At 41.1% G+C, this 17,738-nt stretch carries 14 protein-coding genes and 2 tRNA genes; 5 read left to right on the plus strand and 11 right to left on the minus strand.

What is annotated here, in order from left to right; all coding sequences use genetic code 11:
* Positions 1-17: 17 nt before the first annotated feature.
* From PSU78_RS05380 to PSU78_RS05415, 8 genes are all read right to left on the minus strand, one after another.
* The gene (locus PSU78_RS05380; protein ID WP_300385364.1) at positions 18-1,196 is read right to left on the minus strand and encodes a class I SAM-dependent methyltransferase; all 1,179 of its coding nucleotides are present in this window, start codon (positions 1,194-1,196) and stop codon (positions 18-20) included.
* An 8-nt stretch (positions 1,197-1,204) separates the two neighbouring features.
* Complete coding sequence (gene prmB, locus PSU78_RS05385; RefSeq protein WP_300385366.1) at positions 1,205-2,110, minus strand: 50S ribosomal protein L3 N(5)-glutamine methyltransferase; 906 nt, start codon at positions 2,108-2,110, stop codon at positions 1,205-1,207.
* An 8-nt stretch (positions 2,111-2,118) separates the two neighbouring features.
* Positions 2,119-3,276 (minus strand): succinyl-diaminopimelate desuccinylase, encoded by a 1,158-nt coding sequence (gene dapE, locus PSU78_RS05390; protein ID WP_300385369.1) that lies wholly within the window; start codon positions 3,274-3,276, stop codon positions 2,119-2,121.
* The gene (locus tag PSU78_RS05395) at positions 3,273-3,617 is read right to left on the minus strand and encodes an ArsC family reductase (RefSeq protein ID WP_300385372.1); all 345 of its coding nucleotides are present in this window, start codon (positions 3,615-3,617) and stop codon (positions 3,273-3,275) included. The genes dapE and PSU78_RS05395 overlap by 4 nt, the downstream gene beginning before the upstream one ends.
* Before the next feature lie 179 nt (positions 3,618-3,796).
* Complete coding sequence (locus tag PSU78_RS05400; RefSeq protein WP_300385375.1) at positions 3,797-5,917, minus strand: EAL domain-containing protein; 2,121 nt, start codon at positions 5,915-5,917, stop codon at positions 3,797-3,799.
* 268 nt (positions 5,918-6,185) lie between these two features.
* Positions 6,186-7,013 (minus strand): 2,3,4,5-tetrahydropyridine-2,6-dicarboxylate N-succinyltransferase, encoded by an 828-nt coding sequence (dapD, locus tag PSU78_RS05405; RefSeq protein WP_300385377.1) that lies wholly within the window; start codon positions 7,011-7,013, stop codon positions 6,186-6,188.
* Between the two features lie 145 nt (positions 7,014-7,158).
* A complete protein-coding gene (locus tag PSU78_RS05410; RefSeq protein WP_300385380.1) occupies positions 7,159-7,983 on the minus strand; it encodes a M48 family metallopeptidase in 825 nt (274 codons plus the stop codon).
* 119 nt (positions 7,984-8,102) lie between these two features.
* Entirely contained in the window at positions 8,103-9,986 is a 1,884-nt protein-coding gene (locus tag PSU78_RS05415; RefSeq protein ID WP_300385383.1) for a potassium transporter Kup, read from the minus strand.
* 515 nt (positions 9,987-10,501) lie between these two features.
* Here PSU78_RS05415 and PSU78_RS05420 point away from each other — a divergent pair.
* The gene (locus PSU78_RS05420; protein WP_300385386.1) at positions 10,502-12,346 is read left to right on the plus strand and encodes a TolC family outer membrane protein; all 1,845 of its coding nucleotides are present in this window, start codon (positions 10,502-10,504) and stop codon (positions 12,344-12,346) included.
* A gap of 220 nt (positions 12,347-12,566) precedes the next feature.
* A tRNA-Leu gene (locus tag PSU78_RS05425) sits at positions 12,567-12,652 on the plus strand.
* Between the two features lie 142 nt (positions 12,653-12,794).
* Here PSU78_RS05425 and PSU78_RS05430 read toward each other — a convergent pair.
* Positions 12,795-13,709 carry a LysR family transcriptional regulator gene (locus PSU78_RS05430; RefSeq protein ID WP_300385389.1) on the minus strand — a complete coding sequence of 305 codons (915 nt, stop codon included), beginning with the start codon at positions 13,707-13,709 and terminating at the stop codon, positions 12,795-12,797.
* Positions 13,710-13,862: 153 nt separating this feature from the next.
* Between PSU78_RS05430 and PSU78_RS05435 the strand changes: the two genes are divergently transcribed.
* Positions 13,863-14,564, plus strand: a complete 702-nt coding sequence (locus PSU78_RS05435) for a pirin family protein (protein ID WP_300385392.1) — start codon at positions 13,863-13,865, stop codon at positions 14,562-14,564.
* Positions 14,565-14,658: 94 nt separating this feature from the next.
* Here PSU78_RS05435 and PSU78_RS05440 read toward each other — a convergent pair whose 3' ends face one another.
* Both PSU78_RS05440 and PSU78_RS05445 read right to left on the minus strand, forming a co-directional pair.
* Complete coding sequence (locus tag PSU78_RS05440) at positions 14,659-15,654, minus strand: sensor domain-containing diguanylate cyclase (protein ID WP_300385395.1); 996 nt, start codon at positions 15,652-15,654, stop codon at positions 14,659-14,661.
* A gap of 67 nt (positions 15,655-15,721) precedes the next feature.
* Positions 15,722-16,264, minus strand: a complete 543-nt coding sequence (locus PSU78_RS05445; RefSeq protein WP_300385397.1) for a peroxiredoxin — start codon at positions 16,262-16,264, stop codon at positions 15,722-15,724.
* Between the two features lie 111 nt (positions 16,265-16,375).
* On the opposite strand from PSU78_RS05445, the gene PSU78_RS05450 reads away from it, so the two are divergent.
* Together PSU78_RS05450 and PSU78_RS05455 are read left to right on the plus strand one after the other, a co-directional pair.
* Positions 16,376-16,451: transfer RNA gene (locus PSU78_RS05450), tRNA-Arg, on the plus strand.
* Between the two features lie 650 nt (positions 16,452-17,101).
* Entirely contained in the window at positions 17,102-17,701 is a 600-nt protein-coding gene (locus PSU78_RS05455) for a tetratricopeptide repeat protein (protein ID WP_300385399.1), read from the plus strand.
* The last annotated feature ends 37 nt before the right edge of the window (positions 17,702-17,738 follow it).

The raw sequence follows: 17,738 nt of genomic DNA on the forward strand, positions 1-17,738 counted from the left end.
AGTCATGCTGAGCAAACTTAAGCTTTAGCCAAGCGCCATAACGAAGTCACTTCAGCCTTGCGAGCTGCATGTAATGGGTCGCTAGCATCAAGTGTTTTACCATGTCTTGCTTTGGTATCGGTTCTTTCTATGACTTTCAATCCTGCATCTGCAATCCAGCCTAGTAATTCTTCACGCGTTCTTAGTCCTAAAAGTTCAGCAAAATTTGAAAGAATCAGCCAGCCTTCGCCATTATCATTTAAATGTGCGTTTAAGCCATTTAAAAAGCCTTTAAGCATCTTACTTTTTTCATCGTAAATTGCAGACTCTAACGCTGAGCTTGGATGCGCAGGTAACCATGGCGGGTTGCAGACAATTAAATCCGCTTTGCCATGTTCTGCACTTGGGAATAAATTGGCTTCGACCAATTTCACATTGTTTTTTAAGCCTAGCAGATTGACGTTTTTCAATGCGCAATCTAGAGCGCGATGCGAGTTGTCTGTGGCAATGATATTGGTAATGCCGCGATTAGCCAAAATAGCTGCTAACACGCCTGTACCTGTACCAATATCAAAAGCTAAGTTGCATGGAATCGGTAGAGGTGAAACGTCCACTAAATCTAAATACTCACCGCGAATCGGTGAAAATACGCCATAACTAGGGAATATTTTATTGTTAATAACGGGAATATCTACGCCGTTTTTGCTCCATTCGTAAGCGCCAACTAAACCTAAAATTTCACGTAAAGAGACTACAATCGAATGAGTACTTTTGCCATAGGCATGTTCGCAAGCGGCTTTTACATCTGGCGCACGGCGTAAACTGATGTTGTAACCTACGTTTAATTCAATCACTAACATGCCTAAAATACGCGCTTTTTGTGACTGAGCTTGGCGATGCAAATGAAAAGCTTCCAGCATAGTTTCTGCTGGTTTTTTTGGCTTTTTACCTGGGCGATCTATGCGGCGTGAAAGCGCTTGCAACAGCATTTTGGCATTTTGAAAATCGCCACGCCAAATTAAGGCGGTACCTTCGCAGCAAAGTTTGTAAGCATCGTCGGCTTTTGTCGTGTCATCTGCAATTTGAACGCGTTTAGGCACTGGCGCGGCATTTTCAGAATGCCAAGTACCCGTTTTGGTTTTGTTGGCTTCTTGCCAGCTAATGGTGTTGTTAACCACGGTATTGTTAACTACGGGCTGTGTTGTTTGTGTGTTCAAAATAATGCCTATATAAGCTGTGACTTAGTGAGTAAAAATACAAATTCGTTACCTGACGAAACTTCTAGCCAGTTAAATATAATGTTTGGGTAGGCGGCTTCTAGTGCCTCACGGTTGTGGCCGATTTCGACAATCAAGATGCCGTCATCATTCAGGTAGTTGGCGGCTTCGCGCAAAATAGTATGTGTGTGATCTAAACCTGCATCACCGCTACCTAGCGCTAATTGTGGCTCGTTTTGATATTCCTGCGGTAGTGCTGCCATTGATGACGCATCGACATAAGGCGGATTGCTAATGATTAAATCGTACTTTTTGCCTGTAAGTGCCGTGAACATATCTGACTTAATCGCAGTGACTTGCTCTTGCAAGCTGTAGTTGGCAATATTGATATTGGCTACGTCAATTGCATCTTGCGAAATATCAATCACATCAACTGCTGCATTTGGGAACACGCTGGCGAGTAATATGCCTAAGCAACCACTGCCCGTACAAAGGTCTGCCGCGCTCTCAACCATTTCAGGAAATTCAATCCATGAGCTTAAGCCGTCAGCCAATAGTTCAGCAATGAATGAACGTGGAATCAGCACACGTTCATCTACGTAAAATTTCAAACCTTGCAGCCATGCTTCTTTCAAGAGGTATGCGGTAGGCGTGTGCTTGGTGATGCGCTGCTCGATAAAGCTAGCCAGCTTAATTCGTTCTTCAGTCGTAATGCGCGCATCTAAAAAGTTGTTGAGCGTATCCATCGGTAGGTGTAACGCGCTCATGATGAGCCAAACCGCTTCATCGTAAGCGTTATCAGTGCCGTGGCCATAAAAGACGTCTGAAGCCTCGAATTGACTAACGGCGTAGCGTATCCAGTCACGAATGGTGAATAGCTCGTTTGTTGCGTGGTTTTGTGTGTTATTTGACATGACGTTCTTTATTTTAGTAATTTCTGTAGCGTGAGTTTGTAGGTTTCTTTTAGCGGTTCAATATCCGCCACGCCTACGCATTCATTAAGTTTGTGTATCGTCGCGTTAAGCGGGCCGAACTCAATCACCTGCTTACAAATGTCAGCGATAAAGCGACCATCAGAAGTGCCGCCAGTGGTTGATAATTCAGGCGTTACGCCATAAGCTTGTTCGATAGCTTCTGTAATCGCTTCAACTAAGTTACCGCGTGGTGTGATGTAAGGAGGTGAGTATTCCCATTCCAAATCGTAATTGAGTTGGTTGCCATCTAAAATATGATGCACACGCGATTTTAAATTAGCCTCAGTGCTACCAGCCCCGTTGAGTTCTGGACAAAATCTAAAGTTGAATAGAATTTCTACTTCGCCTGGAACTACGTTGGTCGCACCTGTACCGCCGTTCATGTTAGAGATTTGCCATGAAGTAGGGGGGAAGTATTCGTTGCCCTTATCCCAAACTGTTTCAACCATGTCTTTAATGGCGGGTGCCACCATGTGAATCGGGTTTTTCACTAAATGTGGGTAAGCAATATGGCCTTGAATGCCCTTAACAGTCAGCTTGCCTGAGAGCGAACCACGTCGTCCATTCTTAATCATATCGCCAACGACTTTGTTGCTTGTAGGTTCGCCAACGATACAATAGTCAATCATCTCACCACGTGCTTTTAGCGCTTCAACAACCTTCACTGTGCCATCTACTGCCACGCCTTCTTCATCAGAAGTAATCAGCAAGCCAATGGAACCTGTGTGATTTGGGTTTTCAGCGATGAACTCTTCAATGCTAGTAATGAACGCTGCCAGGGAGGTCTTCATATCTGCCGCACCGCGTGCGTAGAGCATGCCATCTTTGATAGTCGGCTCGAATGGCGGCGTGTGCCATTTTTCTAATGGACCGGTAGGCACAACATCGGTATGGCCTGCAAATACTAACAATGGACCAGTTGTGCCGCGTCTGGCATATAAATTGTCCACATTGCTAAAACGCATACGCTCAATTTTAAAGCCAAGTGGTTCCAGACGTGAAATCATCAAATCTTGGCAGCCAGCATCTTCGGGTGTGTTTGAACGACGGGTTAGCAAATCAATGGCTAAACTGAGCGTTTTGCTTTGTATATTTGGATTTGTCATATTAGTTCTTTGTAAGCTGCTTCAGTAAACCCCAAGCAAACGATTTTGCCGTCTTTAACTAAAATTGGGCGTTTAATCACCGAGGATTTTTCTAGCATTAATTGGATCGCTGATGGTGCATCGATGACCGCAGCTTTTTCAGCCTCATTTAAATTGCGCCATGTCATACCCGCGCGGTTAACTAGTTTCTCCCAAGGTTGTTGGTTTAACCAAGCCTCAAGTAGCGATTGAGTGACACCATTTTTTTTGAAATCATGAAACTCGTAAGCAATATGGTGCGCAGTTAGCCAGTCGCGGGCTTTTTTCACGGTGTTACAGTTTGGAATGCCAAATAGCTGCATAGAATATTGTTTAAAATAAACGTTTTATATTAAAAACGCATTTTACAGCAATACGCTATAGAAATAACCCAAAGTACTGAGATTGTGCTGATAAGTTGGCTTAATCTAGAAAATTACGTTTGAATTGGACATTTGAATATAGTGCCGAATGCTAATGAATCGAGCCTACTCTAAGAGATCTAGGTTTCATTTAGCTCTTTAAAAAACAATTGGCCATTTTCAGTAAAGTTAAGGTCTAGATTTTTTAGCAAGCTGATTAGACGATCTGCAGGAAGTGGACGAGAGATAAAATAGCCCTGCATTTCATCGCAGCCAAGTTCTGCGAGTAACTGGCGCTGACCTTCAGTTTCAATGCCTTCAGCGACTACGTTTAAATCTAGCGCGTGGGCAAGCTCAATCACCGCTTGAATCACGCCACGTGTTCTATGGTTTGTTTCTATATCTTCAGTGAACGTTGGGTCAAGTTTTAGTTCGCTGACTTGCCATTTCTGAAGGTTGGTTAAGCTAGAAGAGTATGTACCAAAATCATCGAGCGTGACTTTGATACCAGCTTCTTTAAAACGAGCGAGCTGATTGTTGAATACCACTTGATTTTTGAGTGCAGTAGATTCTGTCATCTCAATGATCAAACTGGTTTTAGGTAAATCATACCTATTTAGCATGGCATTGATATTGCTCACTAAATTGGCGTTAATCATTTGATGGTGCGATATATTGATTGAAATGTTGAATAGAATACTTAGGCTTTTTAATTGTTGTAATGTACGGCAACTTTCTTCAATTACCCAATCGCTAATCGCATAACTTAAACCAAATCGATCAGCCGCTAGCATGAAGTCGCCTGGGTACAACAAGCCTTTCACTGGATGGTCCCAGCGTAATAGCGCTTCTGCACCTAATGGTTCTCTTGTGATGCTATCAATTTTAATTTGATAGTGAAGTTTGAGCTCATCATTCGCCAAGGCATTTTTTAAATCATGCTGCATTTCAAGAAGATGATCTGCTGCAGATGCGATTTCGCTATCAAAGAAACGATATTGATCCTTACCATCTTTTTTAGCGCGATACATGGCAGTATCTGCCGCGCTGATGAGTTGTTGAATGTTTCCATCTTTAGGGTAAATGGCTACGCCAACGGAGATAGAGAGATGCACTTCCGAGTTGTTAATAATGCATGATTCGCGCACTGCGCTTACCATGCGCTCAATCACTGTGATGCAGTCTTCATATGAGTCGACCTCTTCAATGATGGCAATAAACTCATCTCCACCAATCCGTGCTACTTCGTCACAGCCACGTACTGCGGTGACTAATCTTCTAGCTATTTTTTGCAGCACCTGATCACCCGCTTGATGACCCAAAGTATCATTGACTTGCTTAAAGTTATCCACGTCTATAAAAGCTACCGCTAAGCTAGCACCATTTCTATCGCATCTTCTGGTGGCTGCCTCTAAGTGATCCATTAAAGCTCGGCGATTAGGTAACTGCGTCAAAGTGTCGACTAATGCTAACCGACTTGCCTCTTTAGCATTTTTATTTTTTAACCCATTGAGTTTGAATGTATCGTAGCCAAATTTGTCGTAAAAAATAGCAACGATAAACCCCACCAAGAATAAGCAAACCAGACCTAGTGCGATAGTGACGCCCAGTAGAGTACTATCAAGTTGCGTGTTGGGGTCACTATTTGCGCCACTGTAGGCATTTAACGGAATTTCAATGGATGCCATATACGCTAGATGTACGCCAGTGATTGCTAATGAGGTTAACACCGCAAAAATAGATTTTGTCAGTAATTCGTATTTGCCAGAGTAGTTTTTAATCCAAAAGAATATGAGAATACTGAGTAAGGTAACCGAAAATATGGTGATAAACGCAACTGAGCTAATCAATGGGGTAAATCTGACTGTAGGCTGAATCTCCATTGAGGCAATGCTAAAGTAGAAGATGCTGTAAGCAGAGATGCTGGCAATTAAACCACCAAGAATCAATGTGTTGGCTGGGAGTGTTTTTTGGCTGGATATATGCAATACGATTGCAGAAAACAAAACCGCAGCAAACCAAGCAAGCGCTAAATAGATCACGGTGAAGCCAGTGGATTTAATGATTGGAAAAGCTAGCACATCAATAAAATGAATCGCCCACAAGCTAGAGCCGACAGTGATGCTGCTATATACCAGTAAATTTTTTTTATCATCAGCTTGCGATTTATATAGCTTGCCGACTAAATTGAAGGTGAGTAATACCGCAAAATAGCCCAGTAGCATAGAAAGCACGATTAATTTTATATTGTAATGACTCATTGTGACTGCATCATCTAAACTCAAGCTGAGTTAGAAAATGCCTCTAAAGTTAGTTAAATGAGTTATTGCAATGTCTATGCCATACCAAAAAATCGTTTTCTATAGGCGCAAAAAAGGCTGCAGAAGCCTTTGAACGCTTGCTTGCAGCCTATTTATATGACGACGCTATTTAAATGCTTGTATCTAAGACCAAAAGGTAACTGTCGAAATTATGACAACTGTGCATACCAGCTAGGCATTAAATCTAGCACAATTAAATCCAGTGTCATTAAATACCACGCAAAAGTTCGTTAATGCCGACTTTACCCAATGTCTTTTCATCTACTTTTTTAACAATTACTGCACAATAAAGACTATAGCTACCATCTTTAGACGGTAAGTTGCCTGAAACAACAACTGAGCCAGATGGGATGCGGCCATAAGTGACAGTGCCTGTTTCGCGGTCGTAAATTTTGGTTGATTGACCAATATAAACACCCATAGAAATCACACAATGATCTTCTACAATCACACCTTCAACGACTTCAGAACGTGCGCCAATAAAGCAGTTGTCGCCAATGATCGTTGGGCCAGCTTGAATTGGTTCTAATACCCCACCAATACCAACGCCGCCGCTTAAATGTACGTTTTTGCCGATTTGAGCGCATGAACCTACTGTTGCCCATGTATCAACCATTGTGCCTTCGCCAACATAAGCACCGATATTGACGTATGAAGGTAATAACACTGCGTTTTTACCAATGAATGAACCACGACGCACCATTGCATTTGGTACCACACGGAAGCCGCCAGCTTTAAAATCTTCTTCAGTATAATTGGCAAATTTTGGCGGCACTTTGTCATAGTATTTAGTGCAGCCGCCGTCTAACAACGTATTATCTTCTAGGCGGAATGAGAGCAATACGGCTTTTTTAAGCCATTGATGTGTTTCCCAGTTTTGGCTATCGCCAATACGAGAAGCCACGCGTAATGTTCCTGCGTCTAACTCTGCGATTAAAGAAGCGACAGTTGCTTTAATTTCAGCAGATGCGTTGCTAGGGTTAATGTTAGCGCGGTCTTCAAAGGCCGCTTCGATAATACTTTGACGTGGATCCATAATGCTCTCAGAGTTAGTTGATTTAATAAAAACGTTATTTTAACCTAAAGTGTGCTTTCACCAAAAATAAAGCTCATGTCAGATATTGAATATCTGACATGAGCTTCCAATAATTTCTAGCTAGTAAATTTTTGCTAGCGTTTCATTATCTTTTTTTAGCTGCATCATAAAGCGGCTTTACTTTGGGCACCAGTTTTTGCAGCTCGGCAATACGAGTGCTATCAGATGGGTGGGTGCTAAAGAATTCTGATGGTTTATTAGCGCTTAATTTACTCATTTTTTGCCATAGCGTAATGGCTGCCTCTGGGTTAAAACCAGCACGTGCAGATAGCTCTAAGCCAATTTTATCTGCCTCAGTTTCCTGCAGACGGCTATTGGGTAATGCGAAGAACAACTGTGAGCCAGCGCTTGCCGCTTGCATAGAGGCATTGCCAACGGCCGCACTAGTACCAGTGGATAGCACCGCGCCCAATGCCTGTAGGCCAAATTGTTGTACATAGGCTTGTGACATGCGTTCACGACCATGTTCGCGTAATGCATGGGCAATTTCATGGCCAATGACTGCACCAAGTTCATCATCAGTAGCTTTGAGTTGGTCGATTAAACCCGTTAGCACCATGATTTTTCCACCTGGCATGCAATAAGCATTTACTTGGTCACTTTTATCAACGTTGACTTCCCATTTCCATTGCACGGCATCTGGCCTAAATACGCCTACTTGTGCAATCAGTCTATTTGAAATTGCACGTACACGCTCTAGTTGTACCTTATCAGTATTGAGCGTATTTTTCTTTTGTGACTCTTGTAAAGTTTGCGTATAAGACTGGCTAGACATGGTCACGACTTGCGAGGCGGGTAATAACATGAATTGTGAGCGATTTACACCAGATACACTATCTTTAGTGGTGGTGGCACAACCGTTGAGTTGTAATGAAATCGCTGTTAGTAAAATGATGGTCAGTTTTTTCATATATGCTCCTAGGCTTGAAAATTTTTAATACTTAAATGGTGAGTGGTTTCGTTGACCAATACCTAAGTTTCTAACGCGTAAGTCTAGTATAAAGTTGAAGGTGAAATCGTCAATAATTGTTAAATTTTTAACTGAGAACCTAGTTCAATCACACGGTTTGGCGGAAGTTTGAATTGATTAGTAATCGTTTCAGCACTTCTAAATAAGCCAATAAATATCTTCTTGCGCCAGAAAGCCATACCAGACTTGCCGCTGGCAATCAGAATTTCTTTACCGATAAAGAATGAAGTGTCCATCTCATCTAACACTAAGCCTTTTTCAGTACAAAGTTGCAAGTCGCGTGGTAAATCGGGCTCATCTTTAAAGCCGTATTGTACGGTAACTTTATAGAACTCGTGCGGTAGCACTTCTAACTTCACACGCTCTTCTTCCGCTGTATGAGGATAGTCTAGAAATCTGACGGTGAGTATTACCATTTTCTCGTGTAATACTTTGTTGTGTTTTAAGTTGTGCAGCATGGCATGTGGCACGCCATCTGGGTTTGGCGTCATAAATAGTGCTGTACCAGGAACACGTGTTGGTGGATGCGCGCCAATCGCCTCAATAAATGGGTCTAAGGCCATGGCTTCATTTTTAAGCCTCGTATAGACTATTCCGCGACCTGTTTTCCACGTGAGCATCAAGGTGAAAATGACAATGCCAATGGCGAGCGGTACCCAGCCACCATCAGGAATTTTTAGAACGTTTGCGCTGAAAAAAGCAACATCCACAGTGAGAAACATAGCCACTAACAAACCTGTACGCAATTTGCTCCATCCCCAAAGGTTATGAAACACAATACCTGCTAACAAGGTTGTAATGACCATGTCGCCAGTCACTGCAATACCATAAGCGGCGGCTAAATTACCTGACGATTTAAAGGTTAATACCAATCCCATCACTGCGGCCATCAAGCCCCAGCTAACGCGTGGCATATAAATTTGACCTTCTTGACTTTCAGACGTGTGTTCAACATGCATACGTGGCAAATAGCCTAATTGCAGGGCTTGGCGAGAGACAGAGAATGCACCAGTAATTACAGCTTGTGAGGCAATAACCGCAGCCAGTGTGGCTAATAGGATCAGTGGAAAAAGCATCCACTCTGGAGCAAGTAAGTAAAATGGATTTTTAACCGCTTCTGGATGTTGCAGTATGAGCGCGCCTTGTCCAAAGTAATTTAAAATTAAGGCAGGTAAAACCAAACCAAACCAAGCTAGGCGAATAGGATAGCGTCCAAAATGCCCCATGTCTGCATATAAGGCCTCAGCACCAGTCACTGCAAGTACTACAGCACCAAGTGCGACAAAAGCAATCCATGGACTAACTGTAAAAAAATGAATAGCATATATCGGGTTTAATGCATGCAGAATACTTGGATTTTGCATGATGCTTTGAATGCCTAACACACCTAGGGTACCGAACCACAGCAGCATGATTGGGCCAAAAAATGCACCAACCAATGCAGTGCCTTTACTTTGCGCCCAAAATAAAGCAAAAAGAACCACCAGTGTAATTGGCAATATGAGTGGATGTAGAATAGGCGCTGCAAGTTCAAGCCCTTCAACCGCAGACAGTACTGAAATAGCGGGTGTAATCATGCCATCTGCATAAAACATACATGCGCCTAGAATGCCTAGCAACATAATGGTATGTTGCTTCTTGATGTTACTGCCAGCGTTGTGGCTTGCTAATGCAAGCAAAGCCATAATGCCACCTTCACCACGGTTATCTGCACGCATAATAAATGCAACATATTTGACCGAAACCACCATGATAAGCGCCCAAACAATCAGCGATAATATGCCATACATATTAGCTTCGGTGAGCGGCACAGGGTGTGTGCCTACAGAGAACACCTCTTTGATTGTGTATAAAGGACTTGTACCGATATCTCCAAATACTACGCCAAGTGCGGCTAAAGTAAGTGCGGGTAGCTTTGTTTTACTGCCATTAGGAGTTGACATTAAAATGATGATTTATTAAGCAAGGCTATCATTATCAATCAACTTAAATACTAAACCAACAGGTTTTTACAACAGTTTTTTTAAACGACATATATAAAATTAGATTAATTAGGGTTTGTTTTTAGCGTATTCACGCATAATTTTTACCCAATTGGGTGACAGCAAACTTGGTATGTATCAAGTACAATTACGTTCGCAATGTAAACTATTGTTAATACTAGCCTGAATTATCCAAATAAAACATGTGCTTATTGATTAAGTAGCTCGAAAACTGTATTATTCAGAGCGTTAACAAAGTGTTAAAAATAAAATAAGCAAAGTGTTAGATATTGCAACCAATTAGTAATACTCCGCGTATTAACCAAATTAAATGCTTGTAAGCTTTCGTATTTTTTATCATTCATTGAATACGTACTAAACGTAGAACAATAAATTTCAGGCTAAAAAGTTATATTTTTAGAACGTGCTAGTGAATAGCTACTTGAAGCTCGCTGAAATTTTAAAGGAAAAATATTTTGAATCAAAAATTTAAATACAAATTAATTGCCCTAATCTTGGCTTCTAGCGTTGGTGTAACGCTCAGTAATATTAGTTATGCCGCAGGCTCTTTAATTACTTTAAAAGAAATGGTAGAGAAAACGGTTACTGCAAACCCTGAAGTGCAGTCACGTTATCATCGTTTTTTAGAATCAGGTTTCGAGCAAGATGTAGCACACGGTAATTTTTTACCTAAAGCAGATATTGTATCTTCCTATAGAAGTCAAGAGCAGCTTCTTACAGTGTCTGATGGAACCAACATTCCTCGCTTTAACAATGAGTTGGTTTTGCGACAAATGATTTTTGATGGCTTCGCAACCAGTAACGAGGTTAAACGTCTGGGCCATGCGAATCGTGTACGTTATTACGAACTACAAAGCGCCATGCAAAATACGACGCTAGAGTTTATGCGTGCCTATATAGATATTAGTCGCTATCGCGAATTAAGTGAGTATGCAAAAGAAAACTATGTGTTGCATAAGCAATTGTTTGACCGCATTCAAGAGCGTGTGAACGCAGGGGTGGCTCGTAAAGTCGATTTAGAGCAGGCTGCTGGGCGATTAGCTTTAGCTGAAGCTAACTTATTGACTGAAACAACTAATCTACATGATGTAACAGCGCGTATGCAGCGTCTATATGGTGAGCTTCCACCAGAAACACTGGAGGCGCCCACATTTTTTAATGCGGGAGTGGAGCCAACCTCAACTGAAGCCTTAAAGGTTGCATACAATCAAAACCCAGATTTATTGTCAACGATTGAAGATATTCAGGCGAGTAAAGATGAAATTAAAACTAAAAAATCACGTTATTACCCCAAGTTAGACTTACAAGCGCGTAAGAATTTGGGTGTTAGTAATGATGGTAGATTCAGTTCAAGTGCCGCTGATTTACTTGAGTTGACCATGAACTTTAATCTATTTAATGGTTTTTCAGATCAAAATTCTGTTAAACAAACAGCAGAAAAACTTAATAATTCTAAAGACTTACGCGATAAAGCCTGTGTTGATACTCGTCAACTAGTAGTCATTGCCTATAACGACATTCAACAGTTAAAAGAGCAAGAAAAGTATCGAACAGAACATAAAGACTCTATTGAGAACGCGCGTGAAGCTTATCGTAAGCAGTTCGATATTGGTCAGCGTACTTTATTGGATTTGTTAGATAGTGAGAATGAATACTTTCAAGCTCGGCGCGCCCTAGCTAATGTGCAGTATGATATTCAAACAGCCTACGCAAGAACTTATGCGGGTCAAGGTGAGTTGTTGAATAAAATTGGTGCGTCGCGTGGTGGCTTGCCTGAGTACAAGCGTGAAAGTTACATGGATGATGAAAATGTATGTCAGGCGGTGTCGCCAGTACAAGAGTCTGTAGATAAAGCAGCATTGCTAGCTGATGCAAAGCCACTCAGTTCGACTATTGTTGTGCCTAAGCCGGTAGCAGTAGAGCCCGCAAAAGTGGAAGCAAAGTCATTAGCGAACAAAGTAGTGCCTGATGTGCAGTTTGAGACTAACAGCGCTAAAATTAAAGAAATTTCCTACCCAGTGTTAGATAACGCGATTAATACCTTGAAAGAGTGGGGTGATTCAAACGTAGAAGTCGCTGGCCATACCGATCAGAGAGATACTTCAAAAGCGGATTACAATCAGCGTCTATCAGAGAAGCGTGCTAAGGCAGTGATGGACTATATCGTTAAAAAGGGTATAGATGCTAAACGTTTATCTGCTAAAGGTTACGGTTACAGCAAGCCACTTGCAGATAATGATCCAAAAGAGGGTAATTTGGTTAATCGTCGTGTAGAGCTAGTGCGTGAGCAGAAAAAGTAAGTGACATAGTTAAGTTCTTGTAGCAATCTGGTAGCATCGTTAAAAGTAAAAATGGAAGCTTAGGCTTCCATTTTTTTAGCTAATTCCCATCACCGCTTTGAGTAAAGTGAAAATATATAAATAATTTTTACTTTAGTGTAAAAAAACTCATTTTCAGCTTCTAAAAATTCGCATTACAGTGTTAGAATACGCTCCGCAATTTGATGTTGACCTTCCATCTGCCCGGGTGGTGAAATTGGTAGACACAAGAGACTTAAAATCTCTCGCCTTATGGGTGTGCCGGTTCGACTCCGGCTCCGGGCACCAATTATAAAAAAAGACCTACATTTTTTGTAGGTCTTTTTTTTGTCCTTTTTTAGTAGCAAAGCTGCTGCGCAGTATTTAAATTAGCCTCGTTTTTGACAACGAGAGATGGATCAATTTCAAATAGATTCGCATCTTAAGCACTTTAGTTGAAAGAAGACCATAACCTATCTAATAGGTGCGGGTTCTTCATCTTATCTATCCACCAAGTTAAACCCGCGCCCACTTCTTCTGTACGCCATGCTAGGTAGATTGGTTCAGGTTTTCGAGGCTCTTCTACTTCTTTTACCACTAATAATCCCGATGCAATTGCCTGGCGTGCAATAGGCTCAGGTAAGAAGCCAAAACCCATACCGGCTAATTGGTATTCATATTTTGCACGCATATTAGATACTGCTAAGGTATTTTGTCCAAAGAGCAAACCTACTGTTCGAGGTTGCATTTTTCTAACGGAATCGCTGACGGTGATTGCGAGGTGCTGACTAAGGTCGGCTTTGCTAAGTACATTGATAACACTGGCTAGCGGGTGGTTTCGTGAAACAACAAATACAAAGTCCATATAGCCGATGAGATGTGAGTGATAACCGCCTCCAGAAGGGCCTTCACCAGCCGCGCCAACCAGTAGGTCTACCCGTCTATCAAGTAGTGCTTCCCATGTGCCTGATAGCGTTTCCTGCGAGAACTTCAATCTTGTCAGGTCGGCAACCTTGCAAAACTCAGTGACATCATGAATTAATGAGGTTGGCGAGAATACTGAGTCCATCCCTATCGTGAGTTCAGTTTCCCAACCTGATGCGACTCTTCTGACTCTATGCTCCAAGTCACTTGCAGCCTTTAATAAGTGGCGACCTTCTTTTAATAGCTCACTTCCTGCTTTGGTAATGGCGACTTTGGGTCCTAGGCGTTCAAATACCTTCACGCCTAAATCTTGCTCTAGCTTACTTACGGTGTATGAAATCGTTGACGGTACTTTATATAGTTCATTTCCCGCTGCTGCAAAAGATCCTAGACGATCAATGGCATCCAATATCAGTAATGCGTCTAGGCTAATTCTAAACATTCGATTTTTTCGATGATAGGTTGATATTTTTTCCGTTTTTCATCATTCATCTTCCAGTTCATACTGCACACATGCCTAGTAAATAAGATTAATTAGACAATAATTATATTCTAATTAATTGATGATTTCGTAAAAACTTTAAAGGAGATTGCCATGTTAGAGATTCGTAAAAATAGTAGTCGCGGTGCCGCAGACCATGGTTGGTTGCAATCCAACCATTCATTTTCATTTGGCCAATACTACAATCCTGAAGCCATGGGATTTGGGCCATTACTCGTGATTAATGAAGATCGTGTTCAGGCTGGTAAAGGGTTTGGAACCCACGGACATGAAGATATGGAGATTATCACTTATGTTTTAAGTGGTTCTTTAGAGCATAAAGATAGCATGGGTACTGGCTCTGTTATTAGTTATGGTGATGTGCAAAGAATGAGCGCAGGCACTGGCGTGCGTCATAGTGAATTTAATCACTCAAGTGCTGAGCGCGTCCATTTTTTACAAATTTGGATTGAACCAAATGTTAAAGGTATTGCGCCTAGCTATGAAGAAAAACATTTTGATTTGGACTCTAAAGTTGGTCGTTTGCGTTTAATTGGTTCACCTGATGATAAAGATGGCGCTGTGCTCATTCATCAAGATGCTTATCTCTATGCATCAATACTGAATACTGGAGATCAAGTTCAGCATCAGTTGCAAGTAGGCCGTACTGCTTATGTACATGTGATTCGTGGGCAAGTAGATGTTAACGGTAATGCTTTAAAAACTGGAGATTCTTTGAGAGTTAAAGATATTTCTTTATTGGAGTTTACTAATGCTAACGATGTCGAGTTTCTTTTATTTGACTTACCTTACTAAGCACTTTAGTTAGCCCGTTAATTAAAAAACAATACTTTCGTAACCACACCATTTCAATCAACCTCAAGAGGCTTTGGCGTGTTCGTCAAAGCCTCTAATTTAACATGGCTTCTTCAAAAAATTTAGCTTGGTTTTTACCGCTCTTTTTAGCTTGATACATTGCCATATCGGCATTAATGACTAATAGCTTCTCGTCCTTGCCATGTTGTGGGTAGATGGCGATGCCGATGCTACAAGTGACATGTAAATGTGTTTTAGCTACTTTAATCGGCTGCGCTACCACCTCTACAATTTTACTGGCGACCAATTTTACGTCCTCTATATCGTCCACAATCGGCAGTAAAATCACAAATTCATCACCACCCATACGTGCAACGGTGTCAGACTCTCGCACACATGAGACTAATTGCCTTGAGACTTTTTTGAGGACGATATCGCCAGTTTCATGGCCGTATAAGTCATTAATTTCTTTGAATAGATCTAAGTCAATAAACATGACAGCAAGCATCTTTTTTTCGCGTTTAGCATAAGATAGCGCCAGCTTAAGCCTATCGTTAAATAATGTACGATTAGGTACATTAGCTAAAGCATCAAAATGTGCTAGATTTTCTAAACGCGTTTCCAGCAATTTACGTGCAGTAATATCAGTGTGCGTACCCACCATGCGCAAGGGCTTACCATGCTTATCGCGCTTCACTATCATGCCTCGCGACATTACCCACTTGATACTTCTATCCTTGCAGATGACTCTATGCTCGTGCATATACTTTTCCGCTTTACCTGATAGATAGTCACTCACGGCTTCAGCCAATGATGCCGCATCATCAGGATGCACTCGGTTATTCCATTCCTTTATGCTGCTATCAACCTCTTCATTACTAAAACCTAGCATTTCTTTATAGCGATCAGAGAAATGCGCTTTGTCCTTACTGATATCCCAATCCCAAACTCCATCACCAGCGCCTTCTAATGCAAACTTCCAGAGCTCTTCGCTGTTTCTTAATTTAATATAGTAAAAGCCGACTGCTATTAAAGACAGTAGCATGATGATTAAAGCGATATTTAACGGAAATGTTTGACTGAAATTCATTATTATTTTAGTTAATTTACATGTTGAAATTTTCTATCTTACATAAGAATCATGACCAATGACTTACTCAAGTCTTATGCTGTAATTGCTTTAAATCATCAATAATTTGCTGTGAATGATTAGATGTATCCACACTCGTATACACCTTAGCAATTTTCCCTGCGGGGTCGATTAAGAAAGTATGACGCTTTGCAATTTTTACAATGTAAAGATTTGTTAGAGAGTGATAGCTCTCTGCAACTATGCCATTAGCATCTATTAGTAAGGGGAACGGTAAGTGATATTTTTTAGCAAAATCAGCATGTGAGGTGCTGTTATCAACGCTAACGCCAACAATATTGGCACCTAATTTTTCAAGTTGCGACATGTCATCTCTAAAATGACACGCCTCTTTTGTGCAACCTGGTGTGTCATCTTTAGGGTAAAAATACAGCACAAGATATTTACCAGCGTAATCAGATAAGTAATGAGTTTGCCCTTGTGCATCATTCAGCGTGAAGCTTGGCGCATCATCGCCAACTTGTAGTGAAGGACCAGCCATCGCGTAGCTACGATATCCAAAAAATGCTAACAACAAAACAACCGTGTAAAAAATTAATTTAAGTGTCATATGTTTGGTTTTATCGGCTTAGCGAGCTAGCAATAGGTAATTAACAATAAGTTATGTTAACACTAATACGAGATGGATTGAAATGTGAGAAAATAGCCGAAATCTTGATATGCCCCCGTAGCTCAGTGGATAGAGCATCCCCCTCCTAAGGGGAGGGTCACACGTTCGATTCGTGTCGGGGGCACCAAATTAAATATTATTTATCAATAAGTTATATTTTTTTATAAATAATTATGGAGTACGAGTATTTCTATTTTTGCAACCATAGTGCAACTTTAAAAGTTGGAGTTTTATCTGGTTGTTATTTGTAAAAAAGCTTGATGTAGAATCATTGGTCTCTTAATCCGTTTGTCGCGAGTTCGATCCTCGCACGCCCTACCAATATAATCAATTGGTTACGATGGTATAGAGCCCCATTTTCTAATTTCTAGTAGCCGCATTGTAGGCTAAATAAACGCAATTCTCACTTACAAACTTCTGCCACGAATTTTTCACCGCCTGACTCTCAAGTGGGGCAAAGCGGTCGCCCTGACTTAAGTAAGCTAACTTCAAGTCAGGGCCCATAGTCGCCTTTCAAACGACTCAATTTATAATGTAACATTTCACCAAATCTATCATCAGAACTCAACAGTAGTACTATGAATCTGGCAGTTGTTGTATTGTTCTTGAATTAGAGCAGATTTCCACTATATTTTCATGAGATTGTTTGCAAAATGGTGTATTAGTGCATACAATCCTGTCCGCACGTTGAAATACACAACGTCCTAATATCAAGTACTAATCAACTCTCTCTAGATTAGTATTTTCAATTTAAAAACTAAATAAAAAGAGCTAATAATGACAAACTCGACCTTAAAAAACCAACGCCTACTTTTGGCGGTCATCTCCACATTTGCAATCAGTCAAAATACCTTTGCTTCCGATAAAGTTGTTGTAGCTGATGCTTCAAGTGATGCTGCAGTAGAGCAACAGTTTGCAAAAGGAATGAGTTTGCGTGAGGCTGGAGATTATGAGGCTGCTATTGCTGCTTTTCAAGGGGTATTAAGCAGTGAACCAGCATTAGGCCGCGCTAGAGCAGAACTAGCTGTTTCATATTTACGAGCACTTAATTTTGCTGCCGCTCGTTCTGAGGCCGAAAAAGTATTAGCAGACCCTAATACACCAGATGTCGTTAAATTGAATATGCAATATTTTCTTGATGAGATGGATAAGCAAAGTAAGCCTCACGTATTTACGCCTTATGTAACTTTTGGACTTGGCCACGATACCAACATTAATGCGGGACCAAGTACAAGTATCGTTAATCTTGGTGGTGGTCAAATTGGCACACTTGGTAGCGGGGCATCGCCACTTTCAAGAAATTACAATATGCTCAATTTGGGTTTAGCGCACCGCTACTTATCTCCAACTCCAATCACTGTGACCCCTGTTGAATAAAGTGGACACTACCACTTCAGACAAGCTCTTCCTGTTT

The sequence above is a fragment of the Methylotenera sp. genome, assembly GCF_029945705.1.
GTDB lineage: Bacteria > Pseudomonadota > Gammaproteobacteria > Burkholderiales > Methylophilaceae > Methylotenera.